Annotated in this window: 17 protein-coding genes; 11 read left to right on the forward strand and 6 right to left on the reverse strand. The window is 38.3% G+C overall.

Annotated features, from left to right (window positions below; translation table 11 throughout):
- Positions 1 to 87 precede the first annotated feature (87 nt).
- The 6 genes from ACMX3D_RS03625 to ACMX3D_RS03650 all read left to right on the forward strand — a co-directional run bounded on the left by ACMX3D_RS03625 (position 88) and on the right by ACMX3D_RS03650 (position 6,030).
- The gene (locus ACMX3D_RS03625; protein WP_482750119.1) at positions 88 to 447 is read left to right on the forward strand and encodes a rhodanese-like domain-containing protein; all 360 of its coding nucleotides are present in this window, start codon (positions 88 to 90) and stop codon (positions 445 to 447) included.
- Between the two features lie 395 nt (positions 448 to 842).
- Positions 843 to 1,919, forward strand: coding sequence for a heat-inducible transcriptional repressor HrcA (gene hrcA / locus ACMX3D_RS03630; protein WP_482750120.1), 1,077 nt, complete (start codon positions 843 to 845; stop codon positions 1,917 to 1,919).
- Between the two features lie 273 nt (positions 1,920 to 2,192).
- A complete protein-coding gene (locus ACMX3D_RS03635) occupies positions 2,193 to 2,432 on the forward strand; it encodes a hypothetical protein (protein ID WP_482750121.1) in 240 nt (79 codons plus the stop codon).
- A gap of 72 nt (positions 2,433 to 2,504) precedes the next feature.
- Positions 2,505 to 3,872 (forward strand): NAD(P)/FAD-dependent oxidoreductase, encoded by a 1,368-nt coding sequence (locus ACMX3D_RS03640; protein ID WP_482750122.1) that lies wholly within the window; start codon positions 2,505 to 2,507, stop codon positions 3,870 to 3,872.
- A gap of 443 nt (positions 3,873 to 4,315) precedes the next feature.
- Positions 4,316 to 5,215 carry a helix-turn-helix domain-containing protein gene (locus ACMX3D_RS03645; protein WP_482750123.1) on the forward strand — a complete coding sequence of 300 codons (900 nt, stop codon included), beginning with the start codon at positions 4,316 to 4,318 and terminating at the stop codon, positions 5,213 to 5,215.
- A gap of 92 nt (positions 5,216 to 5,307) precedes the next feature.
- Positions 5,308 to 6,030: a dienelactone hydrolase family protein gene (locus ACMX3D_RS03650; RefSeq protein ID WP_482750124.1), complete on the forward strand. Its 723-nt coding sequence runs from the start codon at positions 5,308 to 5,310 to the stop codon at positions 6,028 to 6,030.
- Here the strand turns inward: ACMX3D_RS03650 and ACMX3D_RS03655 are convergent.
- Complete coding sequence (locus ACMX3D_RS03655) at positions 5,989 to 6,249, reverse strand: hypothetical protein (protein ID WP_482750125.1); 261 nt, start codon at positions 6,247 to 6,249, stop codon at positions 5,989 to 5,991. The genes ACMX3D_RS03650 and ACMX3D_RS03655 overlap by 42 nt on opposite strands.
- Before the next feature lie 425 nt (positions 6,250 to 6,674).
- Here ACMX3D_RS03655 and ACMX3D_RS03660 point away from each other — a divergent pair, with 425 nt between their 5' ends.
- The 4 genes from ACMX3D_RS03660 to ACMX3D_RS03675 all read left to right on the forward strand — a co-directional run bounded on the left by ACMX3D_RS03660 (position 6,675) and on the right by ACMX3D_RS03675 (position 10,516).
- The gene (locus ACMX3D_RS03660; RefSeq protein ID WP_482750126.1) at positions 6,675 to 7,142 is read left to right on the forward strand and encodes a hypothetical protein; all 468 of its coding nucleotides are present in this window, start codon (positions 6,675 to 6,677) and stop codon (positions 7,140 to 7,142) included.
- A gap of 297 nt (positions 7,143 to 7,439) precedes the next feature.
- Positions 7,440 to 9,179, forward strand: a complete 1,740-nt coding sequence (locus tag ACMX3D_RS03665; protein ID WP_482750127.1) for a Mu transposase C-terminal domain-containing protein — start codon at positions 7,440 to 7,442, stop codon at positions 9,177 to 9,179.
- A gap of 3 nt (positions 9,180 to 9,182) precedes the next feature.
- On the forward strand, positions 9,183 to 10,013 hold the full coding sequence (locus ACMX3D_RS03670) for a TniB family NTP-binding protein (protein ID WP_482750128.1): 831 nt from the start codon (positions 9,183 to 9,185) through the stop codon (positions 10,011 to 10,013).
- Positions 10,010 to 10,516: a TniQ family protein gene (locus tag ACMX3D_RS03675; RefSeq protein ID WP_482750129.1), complete on the forward strand. Its 507-nt coding sequence runs from the start codon at positions 10,010 to 10,012 to the stop codon at positions 10,514 to 10,516. The genes ACMX3D_RS03670 and ACMX3D_RS03675 overlap by 4 nt, the downstream gene beginning before the upstream one ends.
- 71 nt (positions 10,517 to 10,587) lie before the next feature.
- Here the strand turns inward: ACMX3D_RS03675 and ACMX3D_RS03680 are convergent, their stop codons facing one another.
- Genes ACMX3D_RS03680 through ACMX3D_RS03690 form a run of 3 tightly spaced genes read right to left on the reverse strand, consistent with a single transcriptional unit; the run spans position 10,588 to position 14,311 of the window.
- Positions 10,588 to 12,195 carry an ADP-ribosylglycohydrolase family protein gene (locus ACMX3D_RS03680; protein WP_482750130.1) on the reverse strand — a complete coding sequence of 536 codons (1,608 nt, stop codon included), beginning with the start codon at positions 12,193 to 12,195 and terminating at the stop codon, positions 10,588 to 10,590.
- Entirely contained in the window at positions 12,188 to 12,868 is a 681-nt protein-coding gene (locus tag ACMX3D_RS03685; RefSeq protein WP_482750131.1) for a DarT ssDNA thymidine ADP-ribosyltransferase family protein, read from the reverse strand. The genes ACMX3D_RS03680 and ACMX3D_RS03685 overlap by 8 nt, the downstream gene beginning before the upstream one ends.
- 3 nt (positions 12,869 to 12,871) lie before the next feature.
- Entirely contained in the window at positions 12,872 to 14,311 is a 1,440-nt protein-coding gene (locus ACMX3D_RS03690; RefSeq protein ID WP_482750132.1) for a 3'-5' exonuclease, read from the reverse strand.
- A gap of 395 nt (positions 14,312 to 14,706) precedes the next feature.
- On the opposite strand from ACMX3D_RS03690, the gene ACMX3D_RS03695 reads away from it, so the two are divergent.
- Positions 14,707 to 14,841: a hypothetical protein gene (locus ACMX3D_RS03695; RefSeq protein ID WP_482750133.1), complete on the forward strand. Its 135-nt coding sequence runs from the start codon at positions 14,707 to 14,709 to the stop codon at positions 14,839 to 14,841.
- 109 nt (positions 14,842 to 14,950) lie between these two features.
- Here the strand turns inward: ACMX3D_RS03695 and ACMX3D_RS03700 are convergent, their stop codons facing one another.
- Together ACMX3D_RS03700 and ACMX3D_RS03705 are read right to left on the reverse strand one after the other, a co-directional pair.
- Positions 14,951 to 15,565: a PIN domain-containing protein gene (locus ACMX3D_RS03700; protein WP_482750134.1), complete on the reverse strand. Its 615-nt coding sequence runs from the start codon at positions 15,563 to 15,565 to the stop codon at positions 14,951 to 14,953.
- 2 nt (positions 15,566 to 15,567) lie between these two features.
- Complete coding sequence (locus tag ACMX3D_RS03705) at positions 15,568 to 15,912, reverse strand: STAS-like domain-containing protein (RefSeq protein WP_482750135.1); 345 nt, start codon at positions 15,910 to 15,912, stop codon at positions 15,568 to 15,570.
- Positions 15,913 to 15,934: the final 22 nt, after the last annotated feature.

A 15,934-nucleotide genomic window follows, 5' to 3' on the forward strand; every position in this document is an offset into this window, starting at 1 on the left:
TTAATCAGAATTAGTGAGAATGGATGCTCATGCTAAGGGAAAGATTTTCTGTCAACATAAATGTATAGGATCGTTTACAAAAACTTCATGACAGATAAATCCTTTGGTCAACCCATGACTCAGATTAGTGTAGAGGAATTAGCAGAACGTTTAGCTGCTAGTGATGCAAGTATTCAGTTAGTAGATGTGCGTGAACCCCAAGAATTAGCGATCGCTAGTCTCCCAGGGTTTATCAACTTACCATTGAGTGAATTCACCGACTGGAACCAGCAAATTTTCGCTATGTTAAATCCAGAAGCGGAAACCCTCGTACTCTGCCATCACGGCGTTCGTTCTGCTCAAATGTGTCAGTGGTTGGTGGCTCAAGGTTTTACCAATGTCAAAAATATTACAGGTGGCATTGCTGCCTATTCGCAACTAGTTGACCCCACAATCCCGCAATATTAAACAGGGTCATTAGTCATTGATCAATAGTCAATAGTTATTCTCCCCTACACCCCTACATCCCTGCACCCTTACACCCCAACTCCTCATAATCAGCATTTACCCTGACGACATTTATCTTAAATGGTGAGAAAAATAAGTATCTAACAATACAACTTGTTGCTGTAATTTGTGGGAAGATACTTAAATAATTAAAAAATTTTAAATTGCACAAAAGCTTTTTGACCGCAAATATTTCATGATTATGAGTTTAGTTATCTCAAAATATTGCGATAACTAACTATAATAGAACTAAATATTTTGCTATCTTAATTAACCAATATTAATCTTTTTTTTGCATTAGCTTAAAAAATTTTTTCAAACTTTGCTTAACATTTGCTTTCAGTAATAGACACCTTATGGAAGTCCAGTTGACGAATCGACAACAGCACATACTTTGGGCAACAATACGTCACTACATTGCTACCGCAGAACCTGTTGGCTCAAAGGTTTTGGTTGAGGAGTATGACCTAGGCGTTAGCTCGGCCACAATTCGGAATGTAATGGGTGTGTTAGAAAAATCTGGGCTACTTTATCAACCACACACCTCAGCAGGAAGAGTACCTTCCGACTCCGGTTATCGCATCTATGTTGACCAGTTAATCACACCTTCTGAAACCTTAGCTAAAGCCGTAGAACTGTCATTCCAACAGCGTCTTCATTGGGAAGATTGGAGTTTAGAAGCACTAATTCATGGAGCGGCACAGATTTTAGCTTCATTGAGTGGTTGTATTAGCTTGATTACTATGCCGCAAACTTCGACAGCGTTGGTGAGACATTTGCAATTGCTGCAAATTGAAAGCGGACGCATCATGTTGATTTTGGTAACAGATAGCTATGAAACCCATTCTAAATTGATGGATTTAGCTCCAAGAAATCAAGATTCTCAACTTGATCCTGAAGTAATTGATCGTGAGTTGCAGATTGTTTCTAACTTTTTAAATAGCCACTTACGAGGGCGGAGTCTATTAGAAATCGCCAACTTAGATTGGACTCAATTGGATCAAGAATTTCAACGTTACGGAGAATTTTTGAAAAGTTCAGTTGCCGAATTAAGCCGTCGCACTCAAGCACCAACTACAACACAAATTATGGTGCGGGGTGTAGCAGAAGTCTTGCGTCAACCAGAATTTTCGCAATTGCAACAAGTCAAAACAATTATGCAATTGTTAGAAGAAGAACAAGACAAACTATGGCAATTAATCTTTGATGAACCAGAGATAGAAGATACAACTAAATCTAGGGTGACTGTGCGAATTGGTGCGGAAAACCCACTAGAGCCGATACGTACCTGTAGCTTAATTTCTTCTACCTATCGCCGAGGTTCTGTACCGATAGGTAGTGTAGGAGTTTTAGGCCCAACACGCCTAGACTACGAAAGTGCGATCGCAGTTGTCGCAGCAGCCGCAGATTACCTCTCCGAAGCTTTTAGTTAACAACTTGCCTCAGCAACTACATTGACTGGATTTGTATAGTTAAGGTCTCACCTGTCCCCTGCTATAGATGCGATCGCCCTGGCTCATCTATGCTTTTTGATTCAAACAAAACTGATAATTTTTATAAAAAATCATCCCTAGGATAGTTCTGGAAAATTTATTTTTTAGAAAATATTTATTGAGTAATACATTTAACTTAATCAAATTTCCAAAGCATTAAACAGCAAAATTTTATCTAGATTCAAAAATTAGAGTATTTCTAGGAGTAATTTTATGAAATTATTAGCACAAGAATTGCCATCTCCACAGGCAATTGAAGAAACTCCACCACCAGGAATCAACCAAGACCCACTCATTGCACGTAATTTACAGAAAGGTCAGTATGTCGGCATTATAGGACTAGCGATCGCCCTAATTGCTGCTGTCGGATTTTTTAGCCGCAGAGTTGAATATGCGATTGTGTTTGCTATTGCTCTTAGCGGAATTCTGATCGCCTTCTTTTTATTCATTTGATTTGTCAAAAGTTATTCGGCTTCGCGCCTCTGTGTCTGGGCGTGAGCAAAAATTTGCCCTTGAAGAGTTTTTATGAACAGCCCAGTTTATCAAACGATAATTCTCGGCGGTGGTTTTACCGGATTATTTACCGCCTTACACCTAGCTCATGAACATTATCCTCGGTCTGTGATTTTGATTGATCAAAATGAGCGATTTTGCTTTAAGCCATTGCTTTATGAATATTTCGATGGCGAAATGGATACCCTTCAAGTAGTACCGCGTTTTTCAGAATTGCTGAAAGGTAGTGGTGTCATCTTTGTCCAAGATACAGTACAGTCAATAGACCTGCATCAACGGGAAGTCAGACTAGTTTCGGGTAACTTCTACAATTACAGCAACTTAGTATTAGCTTTAGGTAGTGTTACTGGCTATCATCACGTTGAAGGTGCTAAAGAAAATGCTTTTCCTTTTTGGACACAAGCAGATGCGATCGCACTTGACCGACATTTACGCGACTGTTTACAAAAAGCCATCCAAACAGAAGATGTAGAACAACGCCGCAAACTATTAACAGTAGTTGTAGTTGGTGGTGGTGCATCTGGTGTGGAAATGGCAGCAACTTTAGCTGATTTTCTCCCACATTGGTATAGCGCTTTAGGTGGTAATTCTGCTGAAATTCGACTGATTTTACTCAATCATGGTGAAAAAATTCTGGATGGCGATATTAACGATTTGTTGCGTCCAATTGCTGAGAAAGAATTACAAAAACGTAGGGTAGCCATAGAAATTCTTCCGAGCGCAGAAGCCACTGCTGTTCGTTCAAATGCCATCGAATATAAAAGCAATGATCAAGTTAATACACTAGCAACATACACCACAATCTGGACTGCTGGCACTTCGATTCATCCCCTGATTCAAGAGTTACCAATTCCCCAAGAACATCGGGATCATCATAACCGTCCCTTAGTTACGCCCACGATGCAATTACTCGACTTTCCAGAAGTATTTGCTGGTGGTGATTGTGCAGCAGTTGTAGATATTTCACTACCACCTACAGCACAAGTAGCTTATCAACAAGGAGCTAATATTGCGCGGAATTTGAAAGCAATTGCGCTCGGAGAAGACCCCAAACCAGCAAAAGTTAACATCCGAGGAACTCTGTTGAAATTGGGATTAAATGACGCTGCTGCTAACTTATTCAATGTGTTTGAAGTGACAGGTGAAGCTGCACACTTAATCCGTCAAGGAACTTATTTAACACTATTACCAACCCCAATTCATGACTTTAAAGCTACTACAGAATGGCTGGATGAAGAGCTATTTCATCACCATCTTGACCCGCATGATGTAGGTAAAAAAGTGGTGCAGGCGGTGGAAGTGGTTGGTGCTGGAGTTGTTGGTGTGTTAGTTGCCAGAAAATTACTACGAATGTTGGGGGATGAGGAGAAAAAAGGCTAAAGAATTATTGTCTAATTGTAAGAATTCAGGAGTCAGAATCTAGGAGCCAGAATGTTAGAAAATTTAATCAAATTCTTATCCTTGAAGAAGGATACATAAGTCAGAATTCAGAATCAGTTAGTGGGGGATTCAAACCTACTACTAACTGTAGACCGCTAAATTGTCAATGTGCCGCTATTGTTTTCCGAGAGTGACAAAACAGGGCTAAATCAACAGCATCTTCTAAACACTTGATAATTGTACCCTAATTGCACATATATAGACGCTCTTAGCATCTTTTTGCAGACATTGCAGAATTTAGTAATCACCTAAAAGTAACGGTAAATCATATTTTTTGATTAAGCCCAGTATTTTCTGTTTACGGAAAAACAGGAAAATGGCAAACACCTGTTTCAGCGATTTATCATGAGTGACATCTAAAGTCTAAGGCGGAGCAATGCGAAATGTTGGAGAAGGCGCTCAAACTAGATTACCGTCAACCCAATGCAGCACATTCACTTTTGCCCCAGCCTTCTGTGCTATCAAGCGCAGGTTGGATTAATTTACATCTGGAGGTTTTTCAGCAACCTAAATTTGAAATTGCTGAGCATCAGCACACGATGCATGTGATCGCCCATGCGCCAGCTTGTGCTTTTCCTTCATCCTCTCCAGGCGAACGGTGGTTAGATGGTAAATTTCACCATGAAATTCGTTACCCTGGAGCGATTTCAATTATTCCTGCGGGAATTGCCCACCGTTGTAACTGGAACACTTCAGTTGAGTTTATGGTTCTAGCAATTGAGCCTGCGCTGCTTGCGCAAGTTGGTCAGGATTTAGTGGCGGCGGAACACATCGAACTCATCCCCCAATTTATGAATCGGTCTGATGCCTTGATTCAAGGAATTTTCTCCACCTTAAAAGAGGAAGTAGAATTTAGCAAATTCGGAGGTGATTTGCTAATTGATAGTATTCAAACAACATTAGCAATTCATCTGTTACGAAACTATTGTGTTAATAAGCCTAAACTTTCTACTTATTCACAGAGTTTATCTCAATCAACCTTACGACAAGTAACGCAGTATATTCATGAACATCTTTATCAGGACTTGAAACTAATTGAATTAAGCGCGATCGCTCAACTCAGTCCCTATTATTTTCTCAGGCTTTTTAAGCAATACATGGGGATTACACCTCACCAATACATTCTACGATGTCGAATTGAACAAGCAAAGTATCTACTGCAAAACAGCAAAATGAGTATTGCAGAGATTGCAGCCCGAACTGGTTTTTCTGACCAAAGCCATTTGACAAGGTGCTTTAAACGCAGGTTTGGTGTAACTCCCAAACAACTACTGCAAAATTGACCGCAATAATTTACTAAAATCTCACAACTTTTTTCTAGAATCCTGAATTCTCTGCTTCTTAAGCTATCAGTAGACTCTACTGGCAAAAGAATATGAGAATTACACAAGCTGAGGTATTGATTTCCACTTCAAATGGACAAATGCCTTGTATCTTGATGACAACGACTCAGCATAAGCGCCAACCTGCTGTCCTCCTGCTGATGGAAGCATTTGGACTTACACCACACATTCGAGATGTCGCCGCTCGAATTGCGCAGGAAGGGTATGTAGTACTGTTACCAGATTTATACTACCGTGAATTACCCAATAACAAATTTGGCTATGACGAGGTAGAACAGGCAATGGCAATGATGAAGCGGTTAGATTTTGGACAGCCAATGGAAAATGACATTCGAGCCGCATTGATGTACTTGAAGTCTTTGCCAAATGTTTATCCAGAGCGGGTTGGAGTCACTGGATTTTGTTTGGGAGGTGGATTGACCTTTTTCACTGCTGGCAAATTATCAAACCAAATTGCAGCTGCCGCTCCTTTTTACGGTATGGTTTTAGATGAGTGGATTGAGGCAGTCAAAGATATTACTGTACCCGTCTATTTGTTTTTTGGCGCAATAGATCCTTTTATTCCCAGCGATCGCATTCAGCAGATCAACACTCGATTTCAAGAATTAAACAAAGACTACACCTTAAAAGTTTACCCCAATGCCGGGCATGGATTTTTCTGTCACGAACGCTCTGACTACAACCCCCCCGCAGCGGAAGATGCTTGGTATGAATTAATGCAATTCTTTGAGAAACATCTTTGCAAAAGCAAATGATTTTTGAACTATCCCTGAACATTGTCCCTCTAAAAATAATGCCAGCATCGCTTCTAAATTATCTTTCTGGTCTTGCGTTGGCATCAGTTCTTTCAGGGACTTGTAGAAAATAAAATATCCAATTTTCAACAGAGGATATTTTTCTTTTTCCCCCTGCTCCCTGCCTACACAGTGATAGTATATTTTTTTAGTTGGAAGTCCCTCATCTGAGGATCGCAATCTTCTGTAGGTTGGGAGCCGGCGGACAAAAAATATTCACAGCAACATGGTAAATCTATGATTGCACCGTAACCCAACACCAAATTCTAAGATTTTTAGCGATTACTTCCATAGGTAAAATAATTGCATCCATACCCACACTTGGGACTTTGGCAATGCTAAAACTGTAACCACCATACTCAACCCTCACAATTCGGACTTACGCAGGAAGACAAAAAATCAATGGTTTGAGGAAGGATGAAGGGGTATAGGGGTGTATATATCCAAAACCCTCACACCCCTATACCCAGTCTCCATAGACAATCTTGGTGCGTAAGTTCTAACCATCTCACTTGTAGATAACAGATACACGTCCAATTAACAGTGACAGATAATCAGGGTGCAGTTACAACTGACACTATACAAGTACAATCAAGATTAGAAAAATGAGCGAAAGTACATCTTTAACACAGCAGTGGTTAGCTGAAATTCAAGCACTCAAACGCCAACTGGCAGAACAAAGAGTTGATTTAGCATCTGCTTGGGAAAGTGCAGAAAAATGGCGGAAACTCTATAACACAGAAGCAGAACAACGCCGGACAGACGCACATATGTTCCAACAAACGATCGCATCTCTCAAAGCAGAGATTCATAAACTCCAAGGTATTGAAGCCGCAACACTCGCTGACGGTAAAGCAACAGAAGCTATTCAAACAGAAATTAGCCAAATCCAAGCTGTCGAAGAATTGCAGACAAAACTGATTGCAGCTATTAAAGAACGCGATCGCTTATTGCAAGCATTGAAAATTGAACAAGAAAGCCACGCCCAAACACGTAAAAGCCTCACCACTGCTTTGGGGGATGCTATTGATAGTCTGGCACGAGAACGCAGCGCCGCAGAACAGGATAGATGAATTAAATTAATTAAGCCAGTTGTACAGTGACTAATTAAATGTCGTTATGACAAATTAATGTCATCTGGCAAATGCTTGTACAGCAAGAGTTTTCGCTAGTCAAAAAGTATTATCTTATTTCTCGATAGTGACAAATTGGCTGTCGTCTGTTCCGATTATGACAAATTAAATGTCGCTCCAGAAATTAGAAAAAAGGTTTTGTATATTTTCATGATGACAAATTGACTGTCGTTTTCCCAACACTTAGAATAACATTATGTATTTATAAAGTGCTTTTAATTCATGAACAGAAATATTATGACTGACTTTACTGTTCATACATCTGTAAATTCTGCGGACGTTCTATCACAAGAGAGCAACACATCTCCTGAGACTAATGTGATTGTTACAGAACTTTCAGAGGAAGCCCAACTCAAGCTAGAAGTGATACAAAGTTTGCTGGAACCATGCGATCGCACAATTTATGGGCAGAAGTTGAAGGATGCTGCGGAAAAACTGGGTGTGACAGTGCGAACGGTGCAGCGTTTAGTGAAGAAGTGGGAGGAAAATGGCTTAGTAGGATTTGCTCAGACAGGTAGGGCGGATAAAGGAAAACATCGAATTGGTGAGTTTTGGGAAAACTTCATCATTAAAACTTACAAGGAAGGTAACAAGGGTAGTAAACGCATGACTCCCAAACAAGTTTCCCTGAGAGTTCAAGCTAAAGCACGAGAACTAGGCGACCCCAAGCCTCCTAATTACAGGACAGTTTTAAGGGTTTTAGCTCCCATATTGGAACAAAAAGAAAAAACTAAAAGTATCCGCAGCCCTGGTTGGAGGGGGACAACACTTTCAGTTAAAACCCGTGAAGGTCAAGATTTATCTGTTGATTACAGCAACCATGTCTGGCAATGTGACCATACCCGTGTAGATGTTTTGCTAGTAGATCAACATGGTGAACTACTAAGTCGTCCTTGGCTAACAACTGTAATTGATACCTATTCTCGTTGCATTATGGGTATCAATTTAGGTTTTGATGCGCCTAGTTCAGTAGTAGTTGCCTTAGCATTACGCCATGCAATTTTGCCAAAAAGGTACGGTTCAGAGTACAAACTGCACTGTGAATGGGGAACTTACGGTAAGCCAGAACACTTTTATACAGATGGCGGTAAAGATTTTCGTTCAAACCATTTGAGTCAAATTGCAGCACAATTGGGGTTTGTTTGTCATTTACGCGATCGCCCCAGTGAAGGTGGTATTGTTGAGCGTCCTTTTAAGACATTGAATGACCAACTATTTTCCACGCTACCTGGATATACCGGATCTAATGTACAGGAACGCCCAGAAGATGCAGAGAAGGACGCAAAACTCACCTTGCGTGAACTAGAACAGCTACTTGTTCGGTACATCGTTGACCGCTACAACCAAAGTATTGATGCGCGAATGGGTGATCAAACTCGTTTTGGGCGTTGGGAAGCGGGATTACCTTCAGTACCAGTGCCAATCGAAGAACGTGATTTAGATATCTGCTTGATGAAACAGTCACGGCGCACAGTACAAAGAGGTGGATGCTTACAGTTTCAAAATGTGATGTATCGAGGGGAATATCTAGCAGGATATGCGGGGGAAACGGTCAATTTAAGATATGACCCCAGAGATATTACAACTGTGCTGGTTTATCGCCAAGAGAAAAGTCAAGAAGTTTTTCTGACTCGCGCTCATGCTCAAGGTTTGGAGACAGAGCAACTGTCATTAGATGAAGCTGAAGCAGCTAGTCGTAGATTGCGTAATGCGGGTAAGACTGTTAGCAATCAAGCCTTATTGCAAGAAGTCCTTGAGCGTGATGCTCTAGTGGCAAAAAAGAAAAGTCGCAAGGAACGTCAAAAATTAGAGCAGGAGATTTTGCATTCTACTGCGGTGAATGAAAGTAAAACTGAATCCTTACCATCTCCAGTTACGGAAGCAGTAGAAGTTGAATCTACTACTGGGCTTCAATCTTCATCCCCAGAAGTAGAGGTTTGGGATTATGAACAACTGCGTGAAGAATACGGATTTTAAACAATGACAGATGCAAAAGCAATCGCCCAGCAATTGGGTGGGGTAAAACCGGATGATGAGTGGTTACAAGCAGAAATTGCTCGTCTCAAGAATAAAAATATTGTTCTATTACAGCAAGTAATAACTCTTCATGATTGGTTAGATGGAAAACGCAAGGCACGGCAATCTTGTCGAGTTGTCGGAGAGTCAAGAACGGGTAAGACCGTTGCTTGTGACGCTTACAGGCACAGGCACAAACAACCCAAAGAAGTAGGGCGACCGCCATTTGTGCCTGTAGTTTATATTCAACCTCCGCAAAAATGCGGCTCTAAAGAATTATTCAAAGAGATAATTGAACACCTCAATTTTCGAGCGACAAAGGGAACCGTATCAGATTTGCGTGGTAGAACAATCGAAGTAATCAAGGGTTGCGGGGTAGAAATGCTGATTATTGATGAAGCTGATCGCCTCAAACCTGAGACTTTTGCAGAGGTGCGTGATATTTATGACAAGTTGGGCATTGCTGTTGTTTTAGTAGGAACTGACCGTTTAGAGGCAGTAATTAAGCGAGATGAACAAGTTTATAACCGCTTTCGGGCTTGCCATCGCTTTGGTAAGCTATCGGGAAAAGATTTCCAAGACATTGTACAAACTTGGGAAGATAAAGTTTTAAAGTTGCCATTGCCTTCTAATCTCATTAGTAAGGATATGCTGCGGATTTTGACTTCGGCAACAGAGGGTTACATTGGTCGGCTAGATGAGATTCTCAGAGAATCAGCAATTCGTTCTTTATCAAGGGGATTAAAGAAGATTAACAAGGCTGTTTTACAGGAAGTTGCTAAGGAGTACAAATGAAAGAGGCACCAGATGTTGAGCCTTGGCTATTCTTGATTGAACCCTATGAAGGAGAAAGCCTGAGCCACTTTCTTGGTAGGTTTAGACGTGCTAACCATTTATCACCCAGTGGGTTGGGTCGTTTGGCAGGAATTGGTGCAGTAGTAGCAAGGTGGGAGCGATTTCACTTTAATCCTCGTCCTAGCCAAAAAGAATTAGAAGCGATCGCATCTGTAGTAGAAGTAGATGCAGACAGGTTAGCTCAAATGCTTCCACCTGCTGGGGTGGGAATGCAGCATGAGCCAATTCGCCTGTGTGGGGCTTGTTATGCTGAAGCACCTTGTCATCAGATTAAGTGGCAGTTTAAAAAAACAGGAGAATGCGATCGCCATCATTTGCGTTTACTTTCCAGGTGTCCTAAATGTGGTGCGCGGTTTAAGATTCCGGCATTATGGGAATATGGATTTTGTCACAGATGTAGAACACCATTTGCTGAAATGGCTGACTTCCAAAAGCCTGTTTAGAGTAAGCTATTGTACCTTTAATTTGCATAATCATGAGTGAGTTCAAGCATAATCACCATCTAAAAGATGACTTAATTTTTATTAGGTAGAGATGCCCATAACCATGTAGTGAAGGCATTATATATTGCTTTATCTTTTCGTTGAAATTTCAGTTCTCTCAATATATCTAATATAACTTTTGCGTCAAAATTGTTACTTTCAACAAGATTCTTGAATTCATCTAAAGCAGGTAGCGAATTAATTAAAGATTGACCCTTTGTATGTATTTCTTCTACTTTTCTTGAAACATGAGAAAGGTCACGCTCCACTTTACAATAAATAGTTTGACCAAACTCAAGTTCTAGTTTCACAAAATAAAGATGTTTTCCCTGCCATGTAGGAGTAATATCATTATCTTGTAATATTTTAGCATTACCAAAAATCGGAATATCTATATATGTATTACTGGCATCTGGATTTTGTAGTAGAGCAGAAATCTTTGGTAAATTCAGATTTTTAGTTTCTGGATAGCTAAATATTGACTTTAAATCTTTATTTTTTGTGTGTAGATGATAGCAGTAATCAGCTACTTCCAGTAAATAGTTATAATCTTGGATTTTTTGCTTAAACAATTCAGGTATGGATCGGATTCCATATTTCACACCTAACATAGCTCCAGCAAAGTAAGCAATAGTATCAGTGTCAATTCCTATTTTATTAACAATAGGAGTTATAACATTTTCAAAATTGTTACTTTCATTTTGAAAATCGCTAAATCGGCATAAAAATAGGATAGATGCCACTACTGTAATGTTACCTGCACCTTTAGTTTGTCTTTCAAAACACCCTATTATAGTTAAAATTTTATCTAAATCACCAGTGTTATATTCTCGTTTTACTATTAATAAGTATTCTATTGTTTCTTGACAGATATCGTTCCAAGCAAAGGTAAAATTGTGATTGCATACACTCTGCCATTTATTTTTCCAACTTGAAAATAAATTATCTTGATTCCATATTCTTTCTAATTGAGAGTAATTACTACATTTTTCTATTAAACTATCAAGCCACTCTACTTGATTCTGAGGATTTTCTATGAGTAATTTAATGGAGTCTGCTAATAGTAAAGCACCGATTAATCCTCTAGGGTGTCCATGAGTGGTAATACTATTACGCCATATATCTATGTATAGCCTTGTTGAACTTTCAATATTAACTAATGCAATTGGAAGAATCCTCATGGCAGCACCATTGCCACCACTTTTAATATAGCTAGTATAAGATGTCTCATAAAAGTTATTATGCCAGCTTATATTTGTATTTAAAAGATTTTTTGCTGCTGCTTTTGTTCCTGAACCACCTCCTAATTCATACTGTAACCACAAAGGTAATTCAAATTTAGAGAATGTTTCAGGATTGAAAGAACCATCAGCCCTTATTGAACGCGCTGTAGCCAGAGTTAATTGTGTATCATCTGAGTAAGTACCAGATGATAAAGGTAGTTTAATATAATTTTTATTACCCGTTTTATAATATGTAGTAATTCGCTCCCAATCAACAAACCTGTTAAGTTGATCAAGTTTAAAATTACTGCGAATTTCGTTTGAATTTCGCATAAATTCAGTAATAAATCCCAGAGCATCACCTATAGCAGCACCAATGAATGCTCCTCTAAATTTATCTTGACTTTCCTTATTCACTTCGAGGTTCAAAGAGAGTTGGCTGCACACGAAATTTCTCCGTAGGTAGTTCTAGTACATCAAATGCAGATGCTAAAATATCGTGTTCATACTGGTTACGACACGCTATGAATAAAATATCATTATAAGGTATTTCACTTTCAATTAACACCTCTGCTTCTGAGTCTGTTGTGTAGTAATCAGTCCAATGGGATTTACGAACTGTTATTTTGTGCTGAGAAGTATATTTATCCCATCTTCCTGATACTTGTTCCATAAACATAGCATTAAATGTTTTAATATTACTATTTATTCCAAAGTTTATTGCTGGTTTATATGTAGCATTAGTAATAGAAAATTCTGTTTTTTCTTCATAAATATACTTTGGATTAATACCAAGTATACAGAAGCGACTACCTAGATGCCATTTATCACGAAATATATTTAGTAAATAAATATTTGCGTTCATGATGGATGTATTTAAATGCTTGGGATTATCACGCCTTGTTGGTGAATTTGGCGTTACAAGTTCCTTCCATTCGTAGCTAATATTGTGTAACTGGTTACGTGGTAAAATTTTACCTTCACCTACAATAGCTGTTACACTTTCAAATCGAGTAAAGTGAATAAGATATTTAATGCCACGTTTATCAATTATAGATTTAAAATCCTGATAATCTGGTTTTAAATTCATACTTCAAACTCTTATTGTATGTAATAAATTTGTATCTATTTCTTTTAAAAACCGCGAATACTCATTTATTGAGGACGTGATAGTTAGAGTTTTCCTAGCTCTGGTAATTGCAGTATATAAAAGTTTACGGTGTGCAGATAAATGTGCAGAGGTGCTTCTGTGTGATAAAGAATTTGGCCCAGGGGCAAAAAAATCATCGTATCCCATTATAAAAACATGATCAAACTCTAGTCCTTTTGCGGAGTGTAATGTAGAAACATAGACTCCACCTGAAGTATCCTTTAAATTGTCTTCGTCTTTTAATACAAAACATTCATATCCTGAATTACGCAAATTTTGACCTAATTGATTAACACTATTTGTCTGGATATGAAGAATACCAACTGATTCATGAGTGATATCAATTTTACTGAGTATATCGAGTAAATATTGTTGCTGATTGGTATATCTTCCACGTACCCAAATAGGTTTTAACCCCGAAGTTTCAGTCAAGTCTGGATTAAGTATATCAATGTCGTGTTCTTCTATTAAAGTTGACTGCATGAGACTTGCAGCCACCATAGCTATTTCATGAGTATTTCGATAATTTTTTTGTAGGTCTAATTTTGAACTAATTCCAAAAGTTAGATTAATGTCATTCCAAATATAATTATTTTTGTAAATCCTTTGTGTTGTATCACGAATTAATGTAATTGAATTAGTGTCACTAGAAGTTAGTTTTAACAAAATTTTTATTTGTAGTGCAGATAAATCTTGAGCTTCATCTACGACCAAAATATCATATTTTTCATATTCTATTCCTGCTTGCATAAAAGAAAATACTTGTTCACGTAAGTAGTTCCAATCTATATAATTTGATTCTTGCAACGCTAATTGATAAGCTGGAACTAATTCTTCAGCTATTAAACGTTTTGTTTGATTATCAATATTGGGATTAGAACCACGTCCGATACGTTCTGATTCTATATAGCTCATTGTATCTAAACCAAATCTTCCCAGTAAATAGTTAATTTCTTCCACAAGAAAGTCATAACCTAATTTAATTAATTGTGGATGTTTGGAACTTAATTCAATTGCTTGTATTGCCTGTGCTAGACAAAATTTACATAAACCTTCATCAGCAATAATATAGTTTAAAAGACCTCTTGTTTCTAAGAAGTTCTTGCACCATTTATCAATAACCCATACTTCAAAATTTACTTCTTGTAAATATATACTCGCTAATGTTTCTAAATAACTTTTTAATGTATTGTTGAAAACAAAAAATCCTACTCTAGGCTCAAGTCCTTGTCTTTGGAAAAAATTGATTAATTGTTTTGCTCGCAAAATTGCTGTAGTTGTTTTTCCACTACCTGCTCTTCCCGACAATAAAGTAGGTTGATTTGGATTAAGAAAAAAGATTTTGCGTTGTTCTGGTGTAGGATTAATTTTTTTAAGGAACATACTGAATCACTTCATAAATAAATTAAGAAAAAATTCTATGCTCAATAACATAGCAACCATGAGTCAAGAGACTAATGGGTGATAACAAATCGTTTCACTTTCTACTTCTATAGGGATAAATATTTTTTACCAGTAAAAAGTTTTTTGTAATTCTAAACATATTTATAGTTGTTTTAGCGATAAAAGAGGCTTGGCTGTGATTTGTTTGATGTAGCAAATATTAATCAAATAGTGTAATCATAACTGCGCTTACAGATTATTATCAAGCTGTCATCCATAGAAAAAACTAAGAATCTTGTGCAAAATGTCTAAAACAATTGAGATTATCTCTCAATGGTTGATGAATGCGATCGCACCTCAAAGAAATCACAGTCTGACCTGACAAAGTACCTCTAGTGCTGCTTCCTTGTCAAATTCTGGTAATTTTCAGAGGTTGTTCAGGCGATCGCCCACTGCCAGTTTCAGGTGAAAAGAGGATGGATGCGATCGCTATTCACTCTACAACAGTCAAATCTTGTTCACCAAAATAATTTGTAGTTGCTTGAAAAGGCGATCGCACATCGCACTACACCATACCCAGTTGGTTTTGAAGAGGCGGGTAACGGCTGTGTAATTTCTGGCAGTTTTTGAGGACAATGCTTATCTAGTTATAAGTTTGCCTTGATTTTGTGCTGCGGCGATCGCCCCTGGATTAGCAGTAAATACCTGGATTCCCGGCACTGTCACATAATCACCATCATCAGTAATTATCTTGTTGATTGATTCTTGTTTCATTGATTCCAGAATGAACAAATCATAACCATCTAAGCATTGATTACTGAACTGAGTTAAAGCATTATCTACGGTGTCTTCATCAAGTTCGACACTAATTTGAAGAGCATAAGTGTTCTTGACTCGATTCCATGCAGCTTTTACTCTAGAAACAACCCTAGCTCGTTCTGAAGAATAGTTATGGCGGTATTCTTTATTGTTAATTCTGCTAGAACTGTAAGATGATAGCTTTTTTTCTTCTCTTTCAATAATATGAGCTAATTCAGCCAGCGATAAGCCAGAGCAGCAAAGAGTAGCACCTGCTGTAAAAGTATCTGTAATGTAGTTTGAATAGCTGCTTTGATACGTATTTAAAGACAAACTTGCTGGAGGATATGTCAGCCAGTACCAAATATTTGTATCAACTAAAAAAATATCCCCTTTTTGGGGGGAATCTGTTGTGATGTCAATTACATCTGCTTTTACGGTGTAGTTAACTGGCATGATTAACAGGCAGATTGTTCAAGAATCATTTCATCTACTGCTTTACGATACTGCTCATCTGAGTAATAAAGCTTTGCATTCTCAATCACTTCATCATAGGTCTGTTGACCAAGAGGACTGAGGTTGGATACAACTAGAAGCTGATCCAGGTCTTCAGGTTTGATATCACGCAATAATTGACCAATGGCAAAATTGAAAAACACAGACAAGAATCTTCTTACGCCAGCAAAATCTAGCTCTACTGCCTTTCCTGCTTGCAGTTGAGGATAAATTAAATCATAGACTTGCTGCCCAGCCTTTTGGCTTATGGAGTTTTCGCCAATTAGTTCGTAGATTTTGTATTTCATGGCTCTAAAACCTCTATTAGAA

The organism is Anabaena sp. TISTR 8404 (genome assembly GCF_056847745.1).

Coding starts and splice junctions, on each gene's coding strand:
- ACMX3D_RS03650 (WP_482750124.1), top strand. CDS start 5,308: ATGAGAATTACACAAGCTGAGGTATTGATTTCCACTTCAAATGGACAA.
- ACMX3D_RS03635 (WP_482750121.1), top strand. CDS start 2,193: ATGAAATTATTAGCACAAGAATTGCCATCTCCACAGGCAATTGAAGAA.
- ACMX3D_RS03640 (WP_482750122.1), top strand. CDS start 2,505: ATGAACAGCCCAGTTTATCAAACGATAATTCTCGGCGGTGGTTTTACC.
- ACMX3D_RS03660 (WP_482750126.1), top strand. CDS start 6,675: ATGAGCGAAAGTACATCTTTAACACAGCAGTGGTTAGCTGAAATTCAA.
- ACMX3D_RS03690 (WP_482750132.1), bottom strand. CDS start 14,311: ATGTTCCTTAAAAAAATTAATCCTACACCAGAACAACGCAAAATCTTT.
- ACMX3D_RS03700 (WP_482750134.1), bottom strand. CDS start 15,565: ATGCCAGTTAACTACACCGTAAAAGCAGATGTAATTGACATCACAACA.
- ACMX3D_RS03670 (WP_482750128.1), top strand. CDS start 9,183: ATGACAGATGCAAAAGCAATCGCCCAGCAATTGGGTGGGGTAAAACCG.
- ACMX3D_RS03705 (WP_482750135.1), bottom strand. CDS start 15,912: ATGAAATACAAAATCTACGAACTAATTGGCGAAAACTCCATAAGCCAA.
- ACMX3D_RS03675 (WP_482750129.1), top strand. CDS start 10,010: ATGAAAGAGGCACCAGATGTTGAGCCTTGGCTATTCTTGATTGAACCC.
- ACMX3D_RS03685 (WP_482750131.1), bottom strand. CDS start 12,868: ATGAATTTAAAACCAGATTATCAGGATTTTAAATCTATAATTGATAAA.
- ACMX3D_RS03645 (WP_482750123.1), top strand. CDS start 4,316: ATGTTGGAGAAGGCGCTCAAACTAGATTACCGTCAACCCAATGCAGCA.
- hrcA (WP_482750120.1), top strand. CDS start 843: ATGGAAGTCCAGTTGACGAATCGACAACAGCACATACTTTGGGCAACA.
- ACMX3D_RS03665 (WP_482750127.1), top strand. CDS start 7,440: ATGACTGACTTTACTGTTCATACATCTGTAAATTCTGCGGACGTTCTA.
- ACMX3D_RS03625 (WP_482750119.1), top strand. CDS start 88: ATGACAGATAAATCCTTTGGTCAACCCATGACTCAGATTAGTGTAGAG.